The sequence below is a fragment of the Flavobacterium sp. SORGH_AS_0622 genome, assembly GCF_030818825.1.
Classification (GTDB): Bacteria; Bacteroidota; Bacteroidia; order Flavobacteriales; family Flavobacteriaceae; genus Flavobacterium.
Window position 1 is genome coordinate 2124918 of record NZ_JAUTAX010000001.1, and the last position, 23938, is coordinate 2148855.

General features: G+C 35.5%; 17 protein-coding genes. 15 read left to right on the top strand and 2 right to left on the bottom strand.

The features are described 5' to 3' along the window. Positions 1–44: 44 nt before the first annotated feature. The 15 genes from QE431_RS09260 (at position 45) to QE431_RS09330 (ending at position 22897) form a co-directional block, all read left to right on the top strand. Positions 45–1622, top strand: a complete 1578-nt coding sequence (locus QE431_RS09260) for a glycoside hydrolase 43 family protein (RefSeq protein ID WP_307295178.1) — start codon at positions 45–47, stop codon at positions 1620–1622. Positions 1623–1663: 41 nt separating this feature from the next. Next, complete coding sequence (xyl3A, locus tag QE431_RS09265) at positions 1664–4258, top strand: xylan 1,4-beta-xylosidase (RefSeq protein WP_307295179.1); 2595 nt, start codon at positions 1664–1666, stop codon at positions 4256–4258. A 20-nt stretch (positions 4259–4278) separates the two neighbouring features. Beyond that, positions 4279–6195 (top strand): glycoside hydrolase family 97 protein, encoded by a 1917-nt coding sequence (locus QE431_RS09270; protein ID WP_307295180.1) that lies wholly within the window; start codon positions 4279–4281, stop codon positions 6193–6195. Between the two features lie 35 nt (positions 6196–6230). Next, positions 6231–7589, top strand: a complete 1359-nt coding sequence (locus QE431_RS09275) for a glycoside hydrolase family 43 protein (protein WP_307295181.1) — start codon at positions 6231–6233, stop codon at positions 7587–7589. 77 nt (positions 7590–7666) lie between these two features. Continuing rightward, positions 7667–9610, top strand: coding sequence for a glycoside hydrolase family 97 protein (locus QE431_RS09280; protein ID WP_307295182.1), 1944 nt, complete (start codon positions 7667–7669; stop codon positions 9608–9610). A gap of 681 nt (positions 9611–10291) precedes the next feature. Then, positions 10292–13300 carry a TonB-dependent receptor gene (locus tag QE431_RS09285; protein WP_057118144.1) on the top strand — a complete coding sequence of 1003 codons (3009 nt, stop codon included), beginning with the start codon at positions 10292–10294 and terminating at the stop codon, positions 13298–13300. Between the two features lie 9 nt (positions 13301–13309). After that, the gene (locus QE431_RS09290) at positions 13310–14806 is read left to right on the top strand and encodes a RagB/SusD family nutrient uptake outer membrane protein (protein ID WP_307295183.1); all 1497 of its coding nucleotides are present in this window, start codon (positions 13310–13312) and stop codon (positions 14804–14806) included. 181 nt (positions 14807–14987) lie between these two features. After that, a complete protein-coding gene (locus tag QE431_RS09295) occupies positions 14988–16214 on the top strand; it encodes a glycosyl hydrolase family 8 (RefSeq protein WP_307295184.1) in 1227 nt (408 codons plus the stop codon). 27 nt (positions 16215–16241) lie between these two features. After that, positions 16242–17363 carry an alpha/beta hydrolase-fold protein gene (locus tag QE431_RS09300; protein ID WP_307295185.1) on the top strand — a complete coding sequence of 374 codons (1122 nt, stop codon included), beginning with the start codon at positions 16242–16244 and terminating at the stop codon, positions 17361–17363. A 282-nt stretch (positions 17364–17645) separates the two neighbouring features. Beyond that, the gene (locus QE431_RS09305; protein ID WP_057118138.1) at positions 17646–18026 is read left to right on the top strand and encodes a PleD family two-component system response regulator; all 381 of its coding nucleotides are present in this window, start codon (positions 17646–17648) and stop codon (positions 18024–18026) included. Between the two features lie 500 nt (positions 18027–18526). Continuing rightward, positions 18527–19567, top strand: coding sequence for an alpha/beta fold hydrolase (locus QE431_RS09310; protein ID WP_057118136.1), 1041 nt, complete (start codon positions 18527–18529; stop codon positions 19565–19567). 60 nt (positions 19568–19627) lie between these two features. Next, positions 19628–20038 (top strand): organic hydroperoxide resistance protein, encoded by a 411-nt coding sequence (locus tag QE431_RS09315; protein ID WP_307295186.1) that lies wholly within the window; start codon positions 19628–19630, stop codon positions 20036–20038. Positions 20039–20092: 54 nt separating this feature from the next. After that, entirely contained in the window at positions 20093–20863 is a 771-nt protein-coding gene (locus QE431_RS09320) for a thioredoxin family protein (protein WP_307295187.1), read from the top strand. A gap of 269 nt (positions 20864–21132) precedes the next feature. Beyond that, on the top strand, positions 21133–22149 hold the full coding sequence (locus QE431_RS09325) for a sensor histidine kinase (protein WP_057119789.1): 1017 nt from the start codon (positions 21133–21135) through the stop codon (positions 22147–22149). Next, complete coding sequence (locus tag QE431_RS09330) at positions 22130–22897, top strand: LytTR family DNA-binding domain-containing protein (RefSeq protein WP_057118131.1); 768 nt, start codon at positions 22130–22132, stop codon at positions 22895–22897. The genes QE431_RS09325 and QE431_RS09330 overlap by 20 nt, the downstream gene beginning before the upstream one ends. A 190-nt stretch (positions 22898–23087) precedes the next feature. Here QE431_RS09330 and QE431_RS09335 read toward each other — a convergent pair whose 3' ends face one another. Together QE431_RS09335 and QE431_RS09340 are read right to left on the bottom strand one after the other, a co-directional pair. After that, complete coding sequence (locus QE431_RS09335; RefSeq protein WP_307295189.1) at positions 23088–23363, bottom strand: AraC family transcriptional regulator; 276 nt, start codon at positions 23361–23363, stop codon at positions 23088–23090. Between the two features lie 101 nt (positions 23364–23464). After that, a complete protein-coding gene (locus tag QE431_RS09340) occupies positions 23465–23908 on the bottom strand; it encodes a hypothetical protein (protein WP_307295190.1) in 444 nt (147 codons plus the stop codon). Positions 23909–23938 lie beyond the last annotated feature (30 nt).

Consider the following 23938-nt stretch of genomic DNA (forward strand, 5'->3'; position numbering starts at 1 on the left):
TCTCGGCTGTACATTTTTCAGAAATTCCGAAAATAAAAACTACGATGAAAACAAAAGATTTTATATATGCTGTTCTGGCAATTACATCGATCGTTTTGACGAGTCAGGCGCAAAAAGGACAGGCGCAGAATCCCATTATTTTCGCAGATGTCCCTGATTTGTCTATAATCAGGGTTAACGACACTTACTATATGAGCAGTACCACAATGCACATGAATCCTGGGGTGCCAATTATGAAATCTAATGACTTGGTGAATTGGCATCTTGTTAATTATGCCTATCTAACTTTAGAAGATAACGATGACAGACTGAATTTAAATCATGGCAAAAATGACTACGGCAGGGGTTCATGGGCGAGCAGTCTGCGTTATCACAATGGTGTATATTATGTGAGCACTTTTTCAGGCACGACGGGTAAAACCTATATTTTTTCTACAAAAGATATTGAAAAAGGATCATGGAAGAGAACTGTTTTAAACAATTCCTATCATGACCATTCCCTTTTCTTTGACGATAATGGTAAAGTCTACCTTGTTTGGGGTGGAGGAAAACTTCAAATTGTAGAATTAAAAGAAGATTTATCGGCAGTAAAAGAAGAAACTAAGAAAGTTTTAATAGAAAATGCCAATGCTCCCGAGAAGAGTGATATTATGCTGCCGGCAGAAGGATCACAGCTTTTTAAAATTAAAGGAAAATATTATCTATTTAATATCTGCTGGCCCAAAAATGGGATGCGTACCGTAATCATACACAAAGCAGATAATATTATGGGGCCTTGGGAAGGAAAAATAGGACTTCAGGACTTGGGCGTTGCACAGGGCGGGATTATTGATACTCCCGACGACAGATGGTTTTCTTATTTATTTAGAGATGCAGGTGGAGTTGGCCGCATTCCTTATCTGGTTCCTGTAAAATGGGAAAACGGCTGGCCAATACTAGGAGAAAATGGTAAAGTACCTCAAATGCTAGATCTTCCAGCCAATAAAAGCTTAATTCCCGGAATTGTAAACTCAGACGAATTTAATCGTAAAAGTGGAGAAAATGACCTGCCTTTGGTTTGGCAGTGGAATCATAATCCAGATAATGCGAACTGGTCTGTTAAAGAAAGAAAAGGTTATTTAAGATTAAAAACATCCAGAATAGACAGCAGTTTTACGCAGGTAAAAAATATTTTGACACAAAGAACTTTTGGGCCTGTATGTTCTGGAACTACAGCGATCGAGATTTCAAAAATGAAGGAAGGAGATTTTGCAGGGCTTTCATTGCTGCAAAAGGATTTTGGCTGGGTTGGAGTAAAAGTGGATCATGGAACAAAAAAGATTGTTATGATAGATGCTGAAAAAGGAAATCCAAAGGAAGTAGAAAGTGCTCTATTAAATCAGGACAAAATATATTTAAAAGCCGAATGTGATTTTAGGAATCAAGCAGATCAGGGAAGATTTTATTACAGTATAGATGGAAAAAAATGGATCAGTATAGGAAAATCTATCAAGATGCCATACACAATTCCGCATTTTATGGGTTACCGATTTGGGCTGTTTAATTACGCTTCTAAAACTGCTGGCGGTTTCGCTGATTTTGATTATTTCCGTATTGACGATAAGATTTCAAAAAACAATTAATCTTTATAAAAGGTTTAAAGTACAATCTAAAAATAGAAACAATGAAAATAAAATATTGGTTTGTCATAAGTTTGTTTTCAGCAGTTAGCAGTCATGCACAGCTGTTGCCATATAAAAATCCTTCTTTAAGTTCTTCCGATAGGGCAAAAGATTTAATTTCAAGATTAACGCTAGAAGAAAAAGCAGCGTTAATGTGCGATCAGTCTGATGCTGTTCCAAGACTTGGAATTAAAAAATTTAACTGGTGGAGCGAAGCTTTACATGGCTATGCAAATAACGATAATGTGACCGTTTTTCCTGAACCTATAGGAATGGCAGCCTCATTTGACGATCAATTACTTTATCGCGTTTTTAATGCTGTTTCAGATGAAGCAAGAGCCAAATATAACCAATGGATTAAAGATGGAAACGAAAACAAACGTTTCTTAAGTCTGTCAGTATGGACTCCAAATGTCAATATTTTTAGGGATCCGAGATGGGGACGCGGGCAGGAAACTTACGGTGAAGATCCTTACCTTACATCAAGAATGGGAGTTTCTGTTGTAAAAGGACTGCAAGGACCCGCAGACGCTAAATATCGTAAACTTCTAGCTTGTGCCAAACACTTCGCCGTACATTCAGGTCCCGAATGGAGCAGGCACGAACTGAATTTAAATAATGTAAATCCGCGCGAACTTTACGAAACTTATCTGCCAGCTTTTAAGGCATTGGTGCAGGAAGCAGATGTTCGTGAAGTAATGTGCGCTTATCAGCGTCTAGATGATGAACCTTGCTGCAGCAATACCCGATTGTTGCAGCGTATTCTCCGAGATGAATGGGGATATAAATATATGGTAGTTTCAGATTGTGGGGCTGTAACAGATTTTTATACCACACATAAAGTTTCTTCAGATGCTGTGCATGCTGCATCCAAAGCTGTACTGGCAGGAACAGATGTAGAATGTGTCTGGGAGAAATATCCTTTTAAAAATCTGCCTGAAGCGGTTGAAAAAGATTTAATTAAAGAAACCGATATCAATAAAAGTTTACAGCGTGTCTTAGAAGGCCGTTTTGAACTTGGAGAAATGGATGACGATGCGATAGTGCCATGGACGCAGATTCCAGCTTCAGTTCTTAACAGTAAAGAACATCAACAGCTGGCATTAGAAATGGCGCAGAAATCTATGACATTACTGCAAAATAAAAACAACATTCTGCCATTGGCTAAAACATCAAAAAAAATCGCAGTTATTGGACCTAATGCAGCAAATGAACCTATGTTATGGGGTAATTATAACGGAACGCCAGTCAAAACAATTACAATCAAAGAAGGAATAGAATCCAAGACTGGATCAGATAAAATCTTTTATGATAAAGCCTGTGATTTGGTAGAAGATAAAGTAAATCAAAGTTATTTCGATCAGATTTCGTTTGAAGGTAAAAAAGGAATGAGAGCCACTTATTGGAATAATCCAAACAGAGAAGGAAATAGTGTTATTTCAACGCAAATTACCAATCCGATAAAAATGACTACTGCTGGACAGCATGAGTTTGCTTCTGGAGTTAAACTCGAAGGCTTTTCTGCAAAATATGAAACTGAATTTACCGCAAAAGCAACTGATAACCTTGTATTTAAAACCGGTGCGACAGGATTTTTTGAATTAATTGTTAATGGAAAATCTATTGCAAAATATACCAACTGGAGAACTGTTCCAGGAAATATTTCATTTCCAGTTGAAGCAGGTAAAACTTATAAAATTGAAATTCATTTTGCCCAGTCAAACAACTGGCAGGCAAATCTTGAATTTGATTTTGGAAAAGAATTTGACATCAATTTTGCATCTTTAATCCAAAAGTTAAATGGTATTGATACTGTAGTTTTTGTTGGCGGTCTTTCTACTTTATTGGAAGGAGAAGAAATGCCGGTTTCTTATCCGGGGTTCAAGGGAGGAGATAGAACCAATATAGAATTGCCGGCGGTACAGAGAAAATGTTTAAAAGAATTAAAAGAGGCAGGAAAAAAAGTGATTTTTGTAAACTGTTCTGGCTCAGCTATAGCTTTAACGCCCGAAACCACCAGCTGTGATGCAATTTTACAGGCATGGTATCCAGGAGAATCCGGAGGCCAAGCTGTTGCCGATGTGCTTTTTGGGGATTATAATCCTGCTGGAAAACTGCCTGTTTCATTTTACAAAAACTCGGAAATATTAAGAGATTTTGAAGATTATTCCATGAAAGGACGCACCTACAGGTATACGACAGATGTATTGTTTCCTTTTGGTTTTGGATTGAGTTATTCTAAGTTTACTGTTGGTTCAGGTAAATTGAACAAGAGTAAAATAAAATCAAATGAAAATATTCAATTGACTATTCCTGTACAAAATACCAGTAAGCGTGATGGGACAGAAATTATTCAGGTGTATGTTAAAAAAGTAAATGATACTGATGGTCCTTTAAAAACATTAAAAGCCTTTAAGCGCGTTGCTGTCAATGCTGGAGATAAAGAAAACGTGCTGATAGATTTACCCGCTTCGTCATTTGAATTTTTCGATGCAGCATCTATGGCTGTTAAAGTAACTTCTGGCGAATATGAATTGTATTACGGCACTAGTTCAGCGGCAAAAGATCTCAAAATGCTTAAAGTATTGGTACAGTAAAAACGATTTAAAATAGCAATATGAAATCTACATTAAGTGTTGTTTTGGTTCTGTTTACTATCGTCTGGTCGTACGGGCAAAAAGCAGTTTTAATCTCTCCCAATAAAAAAATAACTGTTGCATTATTTAACAGTCAGAATAATAGTTCTGGAAATTGGTATTTGCAGGTTAATTATGCTAATAAAGATAAACATGACGAAATAATTCCAAAAATAGATTTGGGAATTGTACGAAACGACCAATCATTTTCAAAAGGCTTAAAACTAAAAAAGATCGGCAAGCTAGTACTTATTAAAGAGCAGTACAAAGTATTGCATGGAAAGAAATCGGACTGTTCTAACACAGCAAATGAATTGGTTTTCTATTTTGAAAACGAATCGAAATCGCTCTTAAATGTAATTCTGAGAGTTTACAACGACGGTGTGGCATTTCGTTATGAATTTCCAGAAAAAAAAGGAACTTATACCATTTCAGATGAACTAACAGCTTATTCTATTCCCGAAGGTACAGAAAGATGGCTGGAGAAGTTTGATTTGTCTAATGAAGGCCTGTACAATAGCATGAAAAATGGAGATATACAGCAAGATTGGTGTTATCCTGCACTGTTTAAGGCAAAGTATGGCCCTAGCTGGTATCTGATTCATGAAGCCGATTTGGGCAGAAATTATGCAGCTTCAAAACTGAGTAATACCCAAAACAAAGAACGGTATAAAGTTACGCTGCCTGGAGCAGAAGAGGGCATAGGAGAGCCTTTTGCCAAAATAGCACTGCCTTGGAAATCGCCTTGGAGAGTTATAATTGCAGGAGAGCTTGGAGATATTGTAAAATCTACATTGGTTGATGATATATCGAAACCGTCTGTTTTAACTGATACAGATTGGATTCAGCCCGGTATAGCGTCGTGGAATTACTGGTCGAATAATCACGGAACAAAAGATTTTAAAACTGTAACCCAGTTTGCAGATTTAGCCGTTGCCATGGATTGGCCTTATACGCTTTTAGATTGGGAGTGGGATCAGATGGGCAATGGCGGCAACTTGGAAGATGCCATAAAATATATTCATTCGATAGGTATTAAGCCCTTAATGTGGTACAATTCAGGTAAGTTTAAATGGATCACTTCCACACCTGTTGACCGAATGCTGACTCACGAAAACCGAGTTAAAGAATTTGAGAAGCTAAATAAGCTTGGCGTTTACGGGATCAAAGTTGATTTCTTTTTAAGTGAAAAACAAGAAATCATAAATTATTACTTAGACATTTTAGAAGATGCAGCGAAGTATAAAATCATGGTTTATTTTCACGGATGTTTAGTACCGAGAGGCTGGCAGCGGACTTATCCGCATCTTATGACTTATGAAGCTGTCCGCGGAGCAGAATGGTACAACAATGGACCAGAATTAACCGCAACGGCGGCAGAACACAATAATATACTGGCTTTTACCCGTAATGTCGTAGGATCAATGGATTACACTCCGGTAACTTTTACAAATTCACAATTTCCTCATATTACTTCTTATGGTCATGAACTTGCATTAAGTGTAGTTTTTGAATCGGGAATACAGCATATGGCAGACAGACCGGAAGGTTATTATGAATTGCCAGATGCAGCCAAAACATTTTTAAAACAGGTTCCTGCCTCTTGGGATGATACCATCCTGCTTGACGGCTTTCCTGGAAAATATACGGTTATCGCAAGAAGAAAAGGAACAGATTGGTTTATTGGAGGTATTAATTCCGGAAGAAAAGAAAGAATCCAAAATTTAAAATTTGATTTTTTACCAGCAGGACAGACTTTCAAGCTCACATTAATTGCCGATGGAAATCATGATAAAGCTTTTTCTACGCAATATTTACTGGTAGATAAAACAACTTCGCTGGATGTGAAAGTATTAAATATGGGTGGTTTTGCAGCGTCATTAGTATTAAATAAGTAAATGTTTTTTAACCTAAATTAATTAACAATCAGATAATGTATTTTATAAAAAAAAGATTTTTAACAGCATTTATTATTCCTGTATTTAGTTTTGCTCAAAACCCAATTGTACAGACAAGCTACACAGCAGATCCAGCACCGATGATTTACAATAATAAACTGTATTTATATACTTCGCATGACGAAGACAATTCTACATGGTTTACCATGAATGATTGGAAATTGTATACTACAGAAGATATGGTAAACTGGACAGATCATGGTTCTGTATTATCGTACAAAGATTTTAGCTGGGCTAAAATGAATGCATGGGCAATTCAATGCATAGAAAGAAAAGGCAAATTTTATTTGTATGCCCCAATTACAGATAATCAAGGACGAAATGGTATTGGTGTAGCAGTATCAGACAGTCCGTATGGACCATTTAGAGATCCATTAGGAAAACCTTTGATACAAAACAGTAACGCCGATATTGATCCAACCGTTTTTATCGACGATGATGGTCAAGCCTATTTATTATGGGGTAACCCTGTTTGCCATTACGTGAAATTAAATGAAGACATGATCTCCTACAACGATGAGTTAAAGATCTTTCCAAACACAATTGAATCATTTGGAAAACGTACTGGAAAAGAAGATACCCGCAGACCTACCACTTATGAAGAAGGACCATGGCTGTATAAGAGGAATAAATTGTACTATCTGTTTTTTGCCGCAGGACCTATTTCTGAGCATATAGGATATTCTACAAGCAAAAGTCCGCTTGGACCATGGAAATATCAAGGAGTTGTAATGCCAACACAGGGAGAGAGTTTTACAAATCATCCAGGAGTTGTAGATTTTAAAGGAAAAACGTATTTCTTTTATCATAATGGAGCTTTACCGGGAGGCAGCGGTTTTACCAGATCTGTAGCAGTTGAAGAATTGTTGTTTAATTCTGATGGAAAAGTCAAAGAAATGAATATGACAGAGGGTATCAAAAAAGGAATCAGTACTCTAAATCCTTATGCTAAGTCAGAAGCAGAAACGATAGCTTGGTCAAAAGACGTAAAGTCAATGCAGAATAAAGAAGTAGGCGTCTTCATTACTGCCATGAAAAACAATGCATTCACTAAAATAAAAGATGTTGATTTTCGCGAATCGGGTGCTGCAAAATTTACTGCTCGTGTAGGTACCACCCACAATGGAAATGTGTCAATGGAAATTAGACTTGATAGTCTGGATGGGGAATTACTAGGAACAGTAAAAGTTCCTATGACAGGAGGAAATGACAGATGGGCTGTTGTTACAACAGATATTAAAAAAGTTTCTGGAGTGCATGATCTTTATTTTGTATACAAGGGTAATGCTTCTGATAAAATCATGTATTTTGATTACTGGATGTTTTCTAAATGACATTTTTAATTAACAATACTATTTCTTGCAATGAAAAGGAGTTCAATCATTAACAAAAAGATAAATCTTAAAAGGTCATGAATCTTAAAAATTTAATATTCGTATGTTTAGCGGGTTTCCTTAAACTAAACGCTCAGCCAGCAGTAAAAAGTCCAGACGGAAAACTTGCGGTGTCGATTTCTGTAAATAACGGAATGCCTAAGTATAGTGTAACATACAATGAAAAAACATTTATAGAAAAATCTCCATTAGGCTTAAAAACAAATGCGGGGGATTATAGCTCTGGATTAACTTTAGAAAAAAATAGCAGCCAAAATAAAATCGATGAATCCTATAAGCTCCGAAACATAAAACAAAGCAGTGTACATTATAGTGCTAACGAAGCCGTTTTTTCATTCACAAAAGATGGCAGATTAGCTTTAGATGTAATCTTTAGGGTAAGCAACAACAATCTGGCATTTAAGTATAAATTATATCCGCAGAAAGAAACACGCTCCTGCATAGTTCAAGAAGAAGTTTCAGGATTTTTACTGCCAAAAGGAACCACGACATTTCTTTGCCCGCAAAGTAATCCGATGACTGGATTTGCCAGAACAGCTCCCAGTTATGAAACTTCATATACACTAGATGATGTTCTCGGAAAGAATGGCTTGGGAAATGGATATACGTTTCCATGTCTGTTTAAAGTAAATAACAGCGGATGGCTTTTAATTTCTGAAACAGGTGTAGACAGCGGATATTGTGCAAGCAGATTAATAGGAAATGAGAACGGATTATATTCTATTGGATTTCCGATGCCGGGAGAAAATAACGGAAACGGGACAACAGGACCAGGAATACCGCTTACAGGAGAAACGCCATGGCGTACCATTACAATTGGAGAAACACTTGCTCCGATAGTTGAGACCACTATTCCGTTTGATTTGGTTAAGCCAAAATATGAAGCCTCTAAAGAGTATCAGTATACAAAAGGAACTTGGAGCTGGATCATGAAAATGGATAACAATACCACGTTTCCTGTACAAAAGCAGTATATTGATTTTAGTGCTTCAATGGGATATGAAACCATTTTAATTGATGCACTTTGGGATACGCAGATTGGTCGCGATAAAATAGCAGAATTAGCAGCATACGGTAAACAAAAAGGAGTAGGACTCTATTTATGGTACAATTCAAATGGATACTGGAATGATGCTCCTCAAGGCCCGAAAGGACTAATGGATAATACAGCACTCCGTCGAAAAGAAATGGCATGGATGAAAAGCATCGGGATTAAAGGCATTAAAGTTGACTTTTTTGGAGGCGATAAACAGGTGACCATGAAATTGTATGAAGATATTTTGACAGATGCTAATGAATTTGGAATAATGGTAATTTTTCATGGCTGTACTTTACCTCGAGGCTGGGAACGCATGTATCCAAATTATGCCTCTAGTGAAGCAGTTTTGGCTAGTGAAAATCTGCATTTTGGACAGCAAAGCTGTGATAATGAAGCTGTAAGTGCAGCAACACATACTTTTATTAGAAACACGGTAGGAAGTATGGATTTTGGAGGAAGCGCTTTAAATAAATTCTATAATAGTGATAACATTGCCAATAAAGGCTCCAAAAGAATGACCTCTGATGTATTTGCGTTAGCGACTTCGGTGCTTTTTCAAAGCGGCGTGCAGCATTTTGCCTTAGCACCAAATAATTTATATGATGCTCCAGACTGGGCTATACAATTTATGAAAGAAGTACCAACAGTATGGGATGAAGTTCGTTTTTTAGAAGGATACCCAGGAAGGTATGTTGTAATGGCCAGAAGAAAGGGTGCAAAATGGTATATCGCTGGAATTAATGCTGAAAATAAACATTTAAAGACAAAGATAAAACTAGAAATGCTTAATTCTGGTACGGCAGTAAATTACTATGCAGACGATGACCAGTTAAACGGAAAAGTGAGTAAACTGACAATAAGTAAAAACAAAGAAGTTGAAATAAGCATACCTCACAACGGAGGAATATTAATAACAAATTAAAAGCGTAAGAAAGTTGATGTCAACACTAAAATTAAATAAAAAAATATAATAGCAAAATTTATGCAGCAGTAATTGGTATTCTGAATAGTACATAAATGAGTTTCAATTGAAAAATTTTGAGCTTGGTGGAAATTAATTATTAATTACCACCAGGCTTTTTTGTTACAATATTTATTATATAAAGAAGAAATATTTTTTAGCAACCGATTGTTGTTTTGATCTGTATAATCTATTTTTTTTCTTTTAAGTATAAGGTAAATTTTATAAAACTTTTTATAAAAGCCTTTTTAATAGTTTTTTACCTATATAATCGCCCTTTTAATCAATTTTTTATTGTTTTTTTAATATTATGTTTTTTGTAGCAAATCTGTCATTTGGCTGTTAAATCCATTGTTTTTTATTTTGAAATTAATTTTGAAATGAATAATTATTATTATTTAAATAAAAATATTATTCTTTATGTTTTTATATTGGTGTTTTTTTATATATAATTTAAAAATATCAATAGACAACCGATTGTTTTTTAAATTGTTTTTTTATATTTGTTACTGATATATTTAGTGTATTAGATTGATTCACATTAAAGTACTCAAAGATTAATTAAAAAGAAATTATGAACCACTAATTCAATTAAAACAAAAACAAACCACTAAACTATTTAACCAAACTAAAACAATAATTATGAAGTTAAAACTCAAAATTGCACTAATCGGACTGCTGATCGCGAGCAGTCATAGTATAATGGCGCAGTCAAAGACCATTAATGGCGTTATTACAGACCCTTCAGGATTTCCATTACCAGGTGCCAGTATTAATGTAGAAGGCAGTCAGAATAGCACATCAACAGATTTTGATGGTAAATACACTTTAAAAGGAGTTAATCCTACTGATAAAATAACTTATTCCTTTGTTGGTTTAATTTCACAAACAATTACGGTTGGAGAAAGAAATTCAATAAATGTTGCCCTTGTGCAATCGACACAAAATTTAAATGAAGTTGTAATAGCCTACGGTACTCAAAAAAGAACAAAGATTACGGGAGCAGTTTCGACAGTAAGCTCAAAAGATATTGCGGCAGTGCCTATTACGAATGCTGAATCAGCATTACAGGGACGTGCTGCAGGGGTTACAGTTGTAAATGGTGCGCCAGGTTCTAATCCTACAGTTAATATTCGTGGGCTGGCTACAATGGGAAACAGTGCACCCTTATATGTCATAGACGGAGTATTAACAGGTAATCTTTCAGGTTTAAGTCCTAATGATATTGAGAGTATCTCTGTATTAAAAGATGCATCGACCACAGCTTTATACGGTTCTAAAGCTTTTAATGGTGTAATTGTAGTTACTACTAAAAAAGGTAAAAAAGGACCAGGGCAGTTAACTTTTAGCACTTATGTGGGCGGGCAGGAAGTAACTAAAAGATATAGTGTTTTAAACACTCAGCAGTATCTTCAATATGCGAAAGATTTAGGAAGTGATTTAACAGCAAGAGCAGCTGAATTTGGAAACATAAATACAAATTGGCAGGATCAGATTTTTCAAACGGGAATTATGCAGGATTACAATTTGAGTTTTTCAAATGGTACAGAGAATTCTACAAGCCGTTATTCTGCAGAATATATGAAGCAGGATGGCGCTATTGTAAATACAGGTTTCGAACGTTATTCTTTTAGAGCTAATAACACGCAGGATATTGGTAAATTAAAAATAGGAAGCAACATTGGAGTTTCTTTCAGCACCATTAATCCAGAACGTACGTCAGGAGGAAGAACATTATTAGAGCATGCTATTAAAATGGCGCCGTACTTGCCAATTTACAATGAAAATAGCTTAGGAGGCTATCAAGGACCAAGTGCTATTGATGGGAATGATGCAGAAAATCCTGTTCGTGTCGCTAATTTAGGATATCAGAAAATTAATAACTTGTCTATAATTGGTAATATTTTTGCTGAATTAGAAATTTACAAAGGATTGAAATTCAGATCACAAGTTTCTTTAGATTACTATACAAGTAAAGACCATACTTTTATTCCAAGCTTTCAGGATGGTTCTTATCACAAACAGGCATTTTCTTCAACAAACGAAACAAATTCGCAAGGGCAGACTATCGTTTTTGATAATAGCTTAACCTATAAAACGACTATTGCTCAAAAGCACAATCTTGAAGTGTTAGGAGTTATTACTAAAATTGATGGAAAATCTCAAAATCTAGCAGCCGGAAGCCGTTATTATATTTCAGATGAAATTGATCAGCTTCGTTATAATGAAGGAAGTTTAGGATCTGCTAATTACGAAGAAAAAAACATAGGATACATTGCCCGTATTAACTACGACTACGATGATAAATATCTTCTTGCTGTTTCAGGACGTAGAGATGCATCTTCTCGTTTTGGAGCTAATAACCGCTGGGGGAATTTCTATTCTGTTGCAGTTGGTTGGAATATAGCTAAAGAAAATTTTATGCAAAATTCTATTTTCAGCACATTAAAACTTAGAGCTAGTACTGGAACAACAGGAAACGACAGAATAGATAATTATCAATACAGTGCCACTTTATTGGCAAACTATAATTACCCTATTGGAGGAGCAAACGCACCTGGTGTTTCTTTGGGAGTTGCCGCTAATCCTAACTTAAAATGGGAGTCAAAATTAGATAGAAATATCGGTTTAGATTTTGGTTTTTTTGATGAAAAACTAACGGGTTCATTCGAATATTTTAACAATAAGAGTAGTGATATTCTGTTTGCAGTTCCTCTTGCAGCTTCTGTTGGGTCTGCAGGCGGCGGGACTCAGATTCAAAATATTGCAGACGTAAAAGTAAGCGGTTATGAGGTTTCAATAGGTTTCAATGACAGAAAAGGGGACTTTACATGGTCTGCAGTGGCAAATTTAGGGACAAGTAAAAATGAGGTAGTAAGTTTAGCGCCAGGAGTAACTAGTGTATTAGGCGGACCTTCGGCAAGAGCAGGTTTAGAGAATTTTTCAAGACTAGAAGTAGGTCAGCCGTTATTTTACTTTTATGGATATCAGACCAATGGAATTTATCAAAACCAAGCAGAAGTTGATGCGGTTTTTGGACCAGGACAGACTACAATTAAACCAGGTGATCTAAAAATTGTTGACCGCGATGGCAATAAAGTAATCAACGCAGATGACAAAACAAACATTGGAAATCCATATCCTGATTTCACTTATGGTTTAAACCTTAGTGCCGCATATAAAAACTTTGATTTCAATTGTTTCATAACTGGAGTTGCAGGTAATGATATTTACAATGCAAACACCTTTGATCTAAAAGGAATGAACCGTTTGTTTAACGCAAGCACAGATGTTTTAGATAGAGCAGTTGTTGTAAATGGCGTTGTAACAAATCCTTCAGCTACATTACCAAGAGCACAGGGAGCTGATATAAACTGGTCTTCAGCCAACCAGCGCTACATCGAAGATGGTTCTTTTACAAGATTAAAAAATATAGCCTTAGGATATACACTATCAGGAGATTCATTTAAGAGTTATTTCTCAAAAGCAAGATTCTACGTAAGCGGACAGAACCTTATTACTATCACAAATTACTCAGGTTTAGACCCAGAGATTGCACGTGCAGATGGTAATGCAAATTCAGCAGGGATTGATTTAGGAAGGTATCCACAGCCAAAATCTGTAATTTTTGGAATTGATGTTACATTTTAATATTTAAAGATGATGAGAAAAATAAAATATATACTTATAGTACTGTCTGGGGTTTTAACCATAACTTCATGTGACACTAGCGAATTAGAATTGAATAATCCCAATACTTTATCGCCTGAAACTTTCTTTAAAACCGAAGCACAAGTGCAGTCTGCAGTAAATGCTTCGTATGCAAATCTTCAGACAAGAGGACTCTATGGCAGAAATCTTTTCTTCGCGATGGATCTTATGGGGCATGATGCTTTAGGAAACCCACAGTTAGAAGGTAACAAAAAACCTTTCCAGGATTTTTCTTTTAACGGAGGAAACGATATTATTCAATATTACTGGGAATCTTGTTATATAGGAATATCCAGAGCTAATTTTGTGCTGGATAACGAAGAAAAAATCAATGCTCTTCCAAATTCTGTTTTATCTCAGGAAAAAAAGAATAAATATTTAGGAGAAGCTCATTTTTTAAGAGCATACTATTATTTTCTATTGGTAAGACGTTTTGGAGATTTACCAATTTATAAATCAGGTACTATTATTGGAAACGCAAGAAGCCCTAAAGCAGAAGTGTATGCCTTGATTGAAGAAGATCTTGTATTTGCATCGCAAAATCTTTTACCCAAAGCATCAGAATCAGTAGGAAGGGCAAATAAAGAAGTGGCTTATGCACATTTGGGTAAAGTATTGTTATATCAAAAAAAATACGATGAAGCCTTAGCAGCCTTTAATAATGTGACCAGTTACAGCCTCGAAGATAAAGGCAATTTTTACAACAACTTTATGGAAGAAACAGAACATGGTAAAGAATCTATTTTTGAAATTGAGTTTGACGAAAAAAATGGAACAGGTGATCAATGGGGAGCTGTTGGTGATAGCGGAGGAACAGGCTTTGATGAGTCAACGCTTAGAGGTCAGGAATATGGAAATCTTAGCTGGTACAATGTTTATCCGTCAGATAATCTTTTAGATTCATATGAAGCAGGTGATAATCGTTTTGGAGATACTTTTTATGTGCCAGGTTCCTCTTATTTAAAAGGAACAAAGGTAATGGTAGCAGGTAACTTTACTACCTCTGCAGGTATTAGAAGAGCCGGCTGGAAAAAATACCAAAACTATTACAATAGAGAAGATGAAGCAACCCGATCAAGCATTAACTTTAAAGTAATGCGTTATGCAGATGTACTGCTGATGAAAGCCGAATGCGAAAACCAAAGAAACGGAGGTTCTCAGACAGCTGCAATAGCATACATTAAAGAAGTGCGCGATAGAGCAAATCTGACAACTAATATTGCACCAACAAAAGACGCTGTTTTTGCAGCAATTGTGCACGAACGTCAGGTAGAATTTGCCGGGGAGCAATCTCGTTTTGATGATATTATAAGATGGGGTATAGCAAGTACTGTACTACAAGGAACAGGTTTTACTGCTGGTAAAAGCGAGTTATGGCCAATACCAAACAGAGAAACCTCGTCTAATCCTAAAATAAAACCAAGTGATAATAATCCTGGTTATTAAGGTTTTAAATTTTGGTTAGTTTAAGTTAAGTTAGTTTTGTATAAACAGCGCATTTACTGCGCTGTTTATTGTTTACGGTTTTCTGATTAGGAATATATTTAAAAAAATAAATATGGTTGTATATAAAAAAAACTCAAGCAGGTCTGTAATTAAAATTTCGTTTTTTTTAATGATCGTCATCATGACAACACCCATTCGAGTTACTGCACAGGAAAAAAAGAAGACGGAAAAAACACAATCCGAAAGACCGCAATATAGAAATCTATTTAAGGAAGCAGGTTACAGCCAAGACGAAATAGACAAGAAAGTAGCCAAAGCCTATTATGATATATTCGAAGGGCCAAACAAAGTATATTTTGAAGAAGGAGAAACTTTAGGATATGTTTCTGATGTTAAAAATAAAGATGCCCGTACAGAAGGAATGTCATACGGAATGATGGTTGCCGTTCAGCTCAATAAAAAAGATGTTTTTGATCGTTTATGGCGATGGTCTGTAAAATACATGCAGCATCAAGAAGGACCAAGAGAAGGATATTTTGCTTGGAGTGTAGATCCAAAGACCAAAAAACAAAATTCTCCCGGCTCTGCCTCAGACGGGGAATTATATTTTATAACCAGTCTGCTTTTTGCTTCTAATAAATGGGGTAATGATACAGGAATAAATTATTATAAAGAAGCCAGAAGAATTTTAGATGCCATGTGGAAAAAAGATGGTACAGCGAATGTTCATAATATTATAAATATTGAGCACAAACAAATTTCCTTTGTGCCAGAAGGAGGAGGTTACAACTGGACAGACCCTTCTTATCATGTTCCTGCATTTTATGAAATATGGGCATTGTATGCTAAAGACGGTCATGAGCAGTTTTATAAAGAATGCGCCGATGTTTCGCGTAATTTTTTACATAAAGCCTGTCATCCTGTGACGGGGCTAAATTCAGATTATACAGAATTTAATGGAGAACCGCATCCGACACCTTGGATGCCTCCTGGATTCCGTTATGATTCTTGGCGAGTTCCTATGAACATTGCCATGGATTATACTTGGTACGGAAAAGATAAAGAATGGCAGGAAGACTATGCGAAGCGTTTTCAAAATTTTCTTAGATCTAAAGGATTAGACAAGTATGAAGATCAGTTTAATCTTGATGGTTCTACTCCCGATTTTATTCTTCAAGCCGGCCCTTTTAAAAAACTCAGACATTCAATCGGTTTAGTAGGAACCGCCGCTGCAGCATCGTTAGTAAATAAAGATAAAGCAAGCATGGATTTTGTTCACGCTGTCTGGAATGCCAAACTTGAACCTTATGAAGACGGTTACTTTGATCCCTATTATGATGGATTAATGTATCTCTTCAGTTTAATGCATCTTAGCGGGAACTACCAGATTATAACTCCAAAGAGTTAATTAAAATTTAAACTTAAAAGTAAAAGTATGAAACAGTTATCAGTTATAATACTATGGATATTTGTTTTGATAGGCGCTGCAGGTTTTGCACAGACAAACCCAGCTTCTGTTATCGAAGATTTTAAACCATCAACAATAAATCAGCCTGGGCAGGAATACCCAAAAGTCAATTCTCAAGGTTATGCACGATTTCAAATTTCAGCTCCCGAGGCTAAATCAGTTGTAGTAAGCCTTGGATTAGGAGGAGCAAAAGGAGGAACGGTTCTCACAAAAGATCAGGATGGTTACTGGAGAGGCACCACGGCAGGTGCAATGGATGAAGGGTTTCATTATTATCATGTAACTGTTGACGGTGGAATTTTTAATGATCCAGGTGCACTTAACTTTTTTGGATCTACCCGTTGGGAAAGTGGTATAGAAATACCAGCGCATGATGAGGATTTTTATGCATTGAAAGATGTTCCTCACGGAAATGTACAGCAGATTCTTTTCCCTTCAAAAAGCACCAATACCTCACGTAGAGCTTTTGTTTACACACCACCTGGGTATAATAAAGATAAAAACATCAAATATCCTGTTTTGTATTTACAGCACGGATGGGGAGAAGACGAAACGGCTTGGAGCAATCAGGGACGTGTAAATTTAATTATGGATAATTTGATTGCTGAAGGTAAAATAAAACCATTTATTATCGTCATGGCATATGGCATGACAAATGATGTTAAATACGGAGGTCTGGCTAGTTTCAAGATAGAACCGTTTCAGACTGTTCTTGTAGAAGAGTTAATTCCTTATATTGACTCAAATTTCAGTACATTTCCTAATCAAGCCAATCGTGCCATGGCTGGTTTGTCGATGGGTGGAATGGAAACACATTCTATTACCCTTAATAGGCCTGAAGTTTTTTCTCAATATGCACTTCTAAGTGGAGGTATTTATAAGCCAGAAGAGATTAAAGATAAATCAAAAGTAAAGCTGGTTTTTATAAGCTGTGGAAGTCGAGAAAGACCAGAGAATGTAGAAACTGCTGTAAAGACTTTGAAAGAGGCAGGATTCAATGCGGTCTCTTATGTTTCAGAAAATACAGGACACGAATTTTTGACTTGGCGCAGAAGCTTCCAAAAATTAGCACTGCTTTTATTTAAGTAAATCGAATTTTTCAGCTCAGTGTTGCGGTTCTCATATTCATTATCATTAATAGTATATAATATTTCTTTTAACTGTTTTTATCTTATTTTGAACAGTGAAGTACGGAAAAATAGCTCAGGTTGATTGTTTAGTAGAAGGATTAGACAAAAACCTGAGTATTTTTTTTATTCATGTATCAAAAGGGAGTTTTTTGTGTCTTCTTTGTCTTTTAATTAAAAATAATCTTATATTTAAGGTTATTATTAACTGTTGTAAAGATTATAGATTATTAAATTAGATTATATGTTAAGAAAAGAGATATTTCTTGTGGATGATGATGATGACGATATTACCAATTTTATGGATGCCATCAGCTCTCTGAATAAAGAAGTGAACTGCCGCACTGCGGGCAATCCTATAAAAGCGCTTTCAGAACTCAATTCTACTGATAAACTTCCTGATTTGATATTACTGGATTATAATATGCCTTTTATAAATGGGCTGGAATTTATACGCCGTCTACGCAGTTATGACAGGCTGGCAAATATTGAAGTGGTAATGTTTTCAACACCAGATGAGCATATTATGATTCCCTGGCTTTTAAAAAACGATACGATCGTAAAATATATTTCAAAGCCTGATACATTTGAGGAACTAAAATCAGTCCTTGATGAAATATTATAGGCAGTTCTCTGGTGAAGTTCTTTTGTTATAACTAATTTGTTTATAGCATTGTACAGGTGTGCTTTTTAATTGTACGTGACTTTCATTATCTATGTGAAAAAACACATACCGCCATTCAAATCTTGGCAGATATGGATTATAAATTTCACAAATCATTACTATTAACGATGTGATTTTTTTCGAGACAGAATCAATAAGTCAGTTTTATACTCATAACTGATTTCAATAACTTTTGTTTTCTTCTCGGTGCTTATTGCGCTGCATATCTTTATGGTGATGCTTTTTAGAGATTTCCTTTTTCCTTTTTAATCATTTAGTTTTTTTCTTAAATCAGCCTGCACCTGCAGGTTATTTTTTTATATAGAATTTTCAAATTTAAGCCTGTCCATTTCACGCCCTAGTTTGTCCGTTTGGGATATTTTCTGATTTTAAAAGCGGAACTGCAGCCATACTTTTGGCTAATAAATTAACTAATAGGTAAATATTAAAACATCAGGATTATGAAAACAATATCAAAAATCACCAACCGTATAACAGCTTTAACTTCTAAGGTATTTTTAATTACTGCTCTTTTTTTAAGCTTTAATGCTGTCAATGCACAATCAGAAAACCAGAAACCAAATGCAGTAACAATAAGTCCTGCTTTGGGAACATTAAAACAAGTTAATGCTGGTTTATTAAACGTAGGCTATACTGAAGCTGGGCCTTCCAACGGAACTACTGTAATACTGCTCCACGGCTGGCCTTATGATATTCACAGTTATAAGGAAGTGGTTCCTATTTTAGCAGCAAAAGGCTATAGAGTAATCACTCCATATTTAAGGGGATCTGGAACTACGACATTCCTTTCGAAAGATACTTTTAGAAACGGACAGCAAGCAGCATTAGCAACTGATATTATTGCTTTGATGGATGCGCTTAAAATTGATAAAGCCATTATTGGAGGGTTTGACTGGGGAGCTAGGACAGCGGTTGTTATGGCGGCACTTTGGCCTGAACGTTTACAAGGTTTAGTTTCTGTCAGCGGTTATTTAGTTGTAAATCTTGAAGCTAATTTAAAACCGCTGCCTCCAAAAGCAGAATTAGGATGGTGGTATCAATATTACTTTGCAACAGAAAGAGGAAAATTAGGATACACTCAAAATACCTACGAGTTTAATAAACAAATCTGGCAGATAGCCTCGCCATTATGGAAGTTCGATAAAGCGACTTACGATCAAACCGCGCAGTCTTTTGATAATCCAGACCACGTAGCAATCGTTATTCATAATTACAGATGGAGACAATCACTTGAAGCGGGAGAATCTAAATACGATAGTTTAGAAAAACGTTTAGCCGCAAGACCTGCAATTAAAGTACCTACTATTACAATAGGAAGCGATTTTGACGGTGCTTTCGCCGATGGAAAAGCGTACGCAGACAAATTCAAAGGAAAATATGAACACAGAATCCTCAAAGGCATCGGACATAATGTTCCTCAAGAAGATCCACAGGCATTTGCAAAAGCAATTATAGACGTCGATAATTTAAGTAAAAAGTAAATAAAGTAAAAAGCAAGCACAACACACAATTAACATTTCACAACACACAATTAAAAAATTATGGAAACAAAAATTTTATACACAGGCAGAACACATACGACTGGCGGCCGCGAAGGAGCATCACAAAGTTCAGATGAACAATTGAATATTAAACTTAGTTCTCCAGGTTCTTCACGTTCTGGGACAAATCCGGAACAACTTTTGGCGGCAGGCTGGTCAGCATGTTTTATTGGTGCAATGGGAATTGCCGCCTCAAAGTTAAATATTAAACTTCCGTCGGATACTTCGGTAGATGCGGAAGTAGACTTGTGCGTGGCAGAAGGTGCATATTCTCTTCAGGCAAGATTGAATATTAGTCTGCCAGGTCTAGATTCTCACACAGCACGAAAAGTAGCCGATGAAGCACATCAGACCTGTCCTTACTCTAAAGCAGTAAGAGGAAATATTAATGTTGAAATTAATATCCTTTAAACATTTAAAATCAAGAGTCTCTTCGAATGAGGCTTATTATAGTCAATTTAAATCATGAAAAAGATACAATTATTACCAGCTGTTTTCATCACATTGATGCTTTTAATAGGAATGACTGTGTTAGGGCAAAATCCAGATAAAAGAGCAGAGAAAGGTTTTGCTTTATTAGAATTATACACTTCTGAAGGCTGCTCAAGCTGTCCGCCCGCAGATGAACTGATGGGAAGAATCCAAAATGAATATAAAAACCATGAGGTTTATATTTTGGCTTATCATGTCGATTATTGGGACAGACAAGGATGGAAAGATGTCTTTAGCAATTCAGCTTACACCAAAAGGCAGTACGATTATGCAAAATTTCTGGGAAAAGAACCAATTTATACACCACAGCTAGTTGTAAACGGAAAAACTGATTATATTGCTTCGCAGGAAACTATTGTTAGAAATGGAATCAAGTCTGCACTTTCAAAACCTGCTGCAGCCAAATTATTTCTCGAAGGCACTCAGGCCAATAATAATTTTAAAGTAAATTACAATATAGAAGGCGTTTTTAAAAACAGCAGCTTGTTACTTGCAATTGTTCAGAAAACAGCTAAAAGCAATGTAAAAAGAGGGGAGAATGCTAACCGTGTTCTATCGCATTATCAAATTGTTCGTCATTTACAGTCGTCAGCTTTAAAAGATAAAAAAGGAATAGTATGGATTCATCTGCCAAAAAAAATTAATACAAAAGATTTTGAAGTGATTGGTTTTATTCAGGACAATAATACAGGAAGTGTTATGGGAGCATCACGAGCTGTGTTACAACAATCTCCGATTTTATGAAAACAGTTTTTTTAAGCTTATCCTGTTGCAGTAAAATGCCGGAAGCAAAACGTACCAAAAGTTTTAAGCGTAATAAAAGTGATCTTATTATAAAAGAAAATATCATGTTGTTAATGCAGGAGAATAAAGCACTTTGGCTTTGAAATTTGAACTTACTAAAGATAAAATCGGAACAGAAATATTTTGTTCCGATTTTTTTAGGGATTAAAAAATACTTTCAAAATATCCTATCTTTGACAAAGCGAGATCTAAAAACACATAAAAAATATATGGAAAAAGTAAAAAACTTTCACGTTTCCCGAAAGGTGATTTGGGGAAGTTCTATAGCATTGGCGGTTCTTGCTTCGATACCAAAGTTATTTGACGCTGGATCAACTCCTGGAGATATTGTCATCAATTCTTCGATTACCTTAATGTTCTCTATATTTATTTGGTATTATAATATTTACAGCCTTCCAAAGTTCTCATCGCAGCGTACCAATAAAAGTTTGTTTAACTGGAAACTTTTACTAAGTGTGATATTGGGGATTCTAATTATGGTCATACTGGTAATTGGGCATCAGGAACTTTTTCAGATTTCTAAAATGGATGCTCCAATCATGTTTGAATTGCGAGGCGTATTAATTAATCTGATTGTTTATATGTTTCTGCATCTGCTTTTTCAAAACTATCAGACCCAGAAGATGGGACTGGAATTAGAACGCACGCATGCTGTTAATCTAGGAGCGCAGTACGAATTACTGAAACAGCAGGTAAATCCCCATTTTTTATTTAATAGCCTCAATACGCTGAAATCTATGGTAGAAATTCAGGATCCGCAGAGTGCTGACTTTATTTTAAAATTATCTGATTTTTACCGTTTTACACTCGAAAGCCGAAAGTTAGATTTAATACCCTTAAAAGAAGAACTTCAAATTTTAGATTCTTATGTGTTTCTGCTCAAAGCGCGTTTTGAAGATGGATTTGTTCTGATAAATGAAGTGGATCAAAAACAATACGAGTCTGTAGTTCCCCCTTTTACTGTTCAGTTATTAATAGAAAACTGCATCAAACATAACGTGGTTTCCCTTGAAAAACCATTGCGAATCAGGTTATACTCAGAGAACGATTTTTTAGTTATTGAAAATCCAATACAGCTCAAAAGAGGTGTTTTGTCAACAGGTGTTGGTCTGGATAACATCAATAATCGACTTATGCATTTAATTCATAAGGAAATTCAAATTGATAAAACCGAAACTATATTTAAAGTAAAAATACCAATGATCTATGACTATCATAATAATTGAAGATGAGGTAAAAACAGCCAAAGCGCTTGGGCAGCTTATTCTGAGCATCAGACCTGATACTCAAATTTTGTCGTATATACAGAGCATAGACGGTGCCGTGAGCTATCTGTCAGAAAATGATCAGCCAGATCTTATTTTCATGGATATTCAGCTGGCAGATGGTCTGTGTTTTGAAATTTTCAAAAATGTAGAGGTTGTATCACCAGTAATATTCTGCACCGCATTTGATGACTATGCAATTGAGGCATTTAAGTCAAACGGAATTGACTACGTATTGAAACCATTTTCAAGAGAAAGTATTGCACAGGCTATTAAGAAAGCAGCAGAACTGAAGAATTTCTTCCAAAGAAATAAAAAGATGATACCAGATTTCGAGTATTTATTGACACGAACTGGCGAGAATAAAGGGAAAAGCAGTTTTTTGGTTTTTAAAAATAATAAATACCAAACAGTTTTAACCGAGAATATTGCTTTGTTTTATATTAAAAATGAAACTCCAACCATCATGTGTTTTGATAAAACTGAATATCAAATTACACAATCATTAGATGAGGTTCATAAGCTGTTATCGCCCATACAATTCTTCAGGATCAACAGGCAGTATTTGGTGAATTTTGCAGCAATTAGAGAGGCAGAACATTATTTCTCTCGTAAGTTAATTATCAAATTAACCATTCCAACAGAAGAAAAATTGTTGGTAGGAAAAGAGAAAGCAACCGCCTTTTTGAACTGGCTGGAAAATAGGTAAAGATTAGTTTTTTTGTTTCATGTTTCATGTTTTGAAACTCCGGATTAAGTTTCAAGTTTCAGTCCCGAAACCTCTGGCTCAGGTTGCCAAACGGGCAAAAAGAAAGATTATATAGATATCCGGACGACATGTCTTGTAAACCAGAACTTTAGACATAAAACGTGAAACCTGAAACCCAAAACAAAAAAAATTAAAAGACCTTCGAAGGAGATAATCCATATTGTTTCTTAAAGGCAAATGAAAAATGGGACAGGTCTTCAAAACCTACTTCAAGATAGACTTCAGTTGGGGTTTTTCCTTTTTCTTTTATCAGATAATAAGCCTGCTGTAATCTTTTTTGTAATAACCAACGGCTTGGAGAAACTTCAAAAATACGCTGAAAGTCACGTTTAAAAGTGGCCAAGCTTCTACCAGTTAGGTAGGCAAAACGGTCTAACTGTACATTAAAATGAAAATTCTTTTTCATGAAAGCTTCCAAATCAATTTTTCCTGGCTCATTAAAATCAAATAAAATATCTTTGAGTTCGGGTTTACATTGCAATAAAATGGTAATAGCTTCATTTACTTTTAAAGTTTGAAGTTCTTCTGTAAATTAATTAATTGATCTTCGTTGATATAGGGAATCAAAGATCCCATTAAACTTTTAAGCAGTGGAGTTTCTTCTAATTGAAAAACAGTTTCTGTTTCAGGACTTTTAATTAAACTGGTCTTTTGATTGTGTTTTATTGAGAAATCACGCAATGCTTCCTGATTCAAATAAATTGAAATGGATTGAAATGCAGCATTAGGATCAGGCTGTTTATTGAATTTTATAAGCTGATTCCTTTTGATAAATCGAAAATCACCCGGTTTGAAAATATATTCTCTGATGCCGTTGTTTAAAGTAAGTATTCCTGAAATCTGAAAACTTAAAACATGTTCTGCAGCAAATTGTTCACCTTCGCGATTTTGGGTATAATAGCACGAATAAGCAATTGCTGGTGTTTTCTGATTTATTTTTGAATCGTTCATATTACAAATTTATAAAAAATGGTCAGCAAT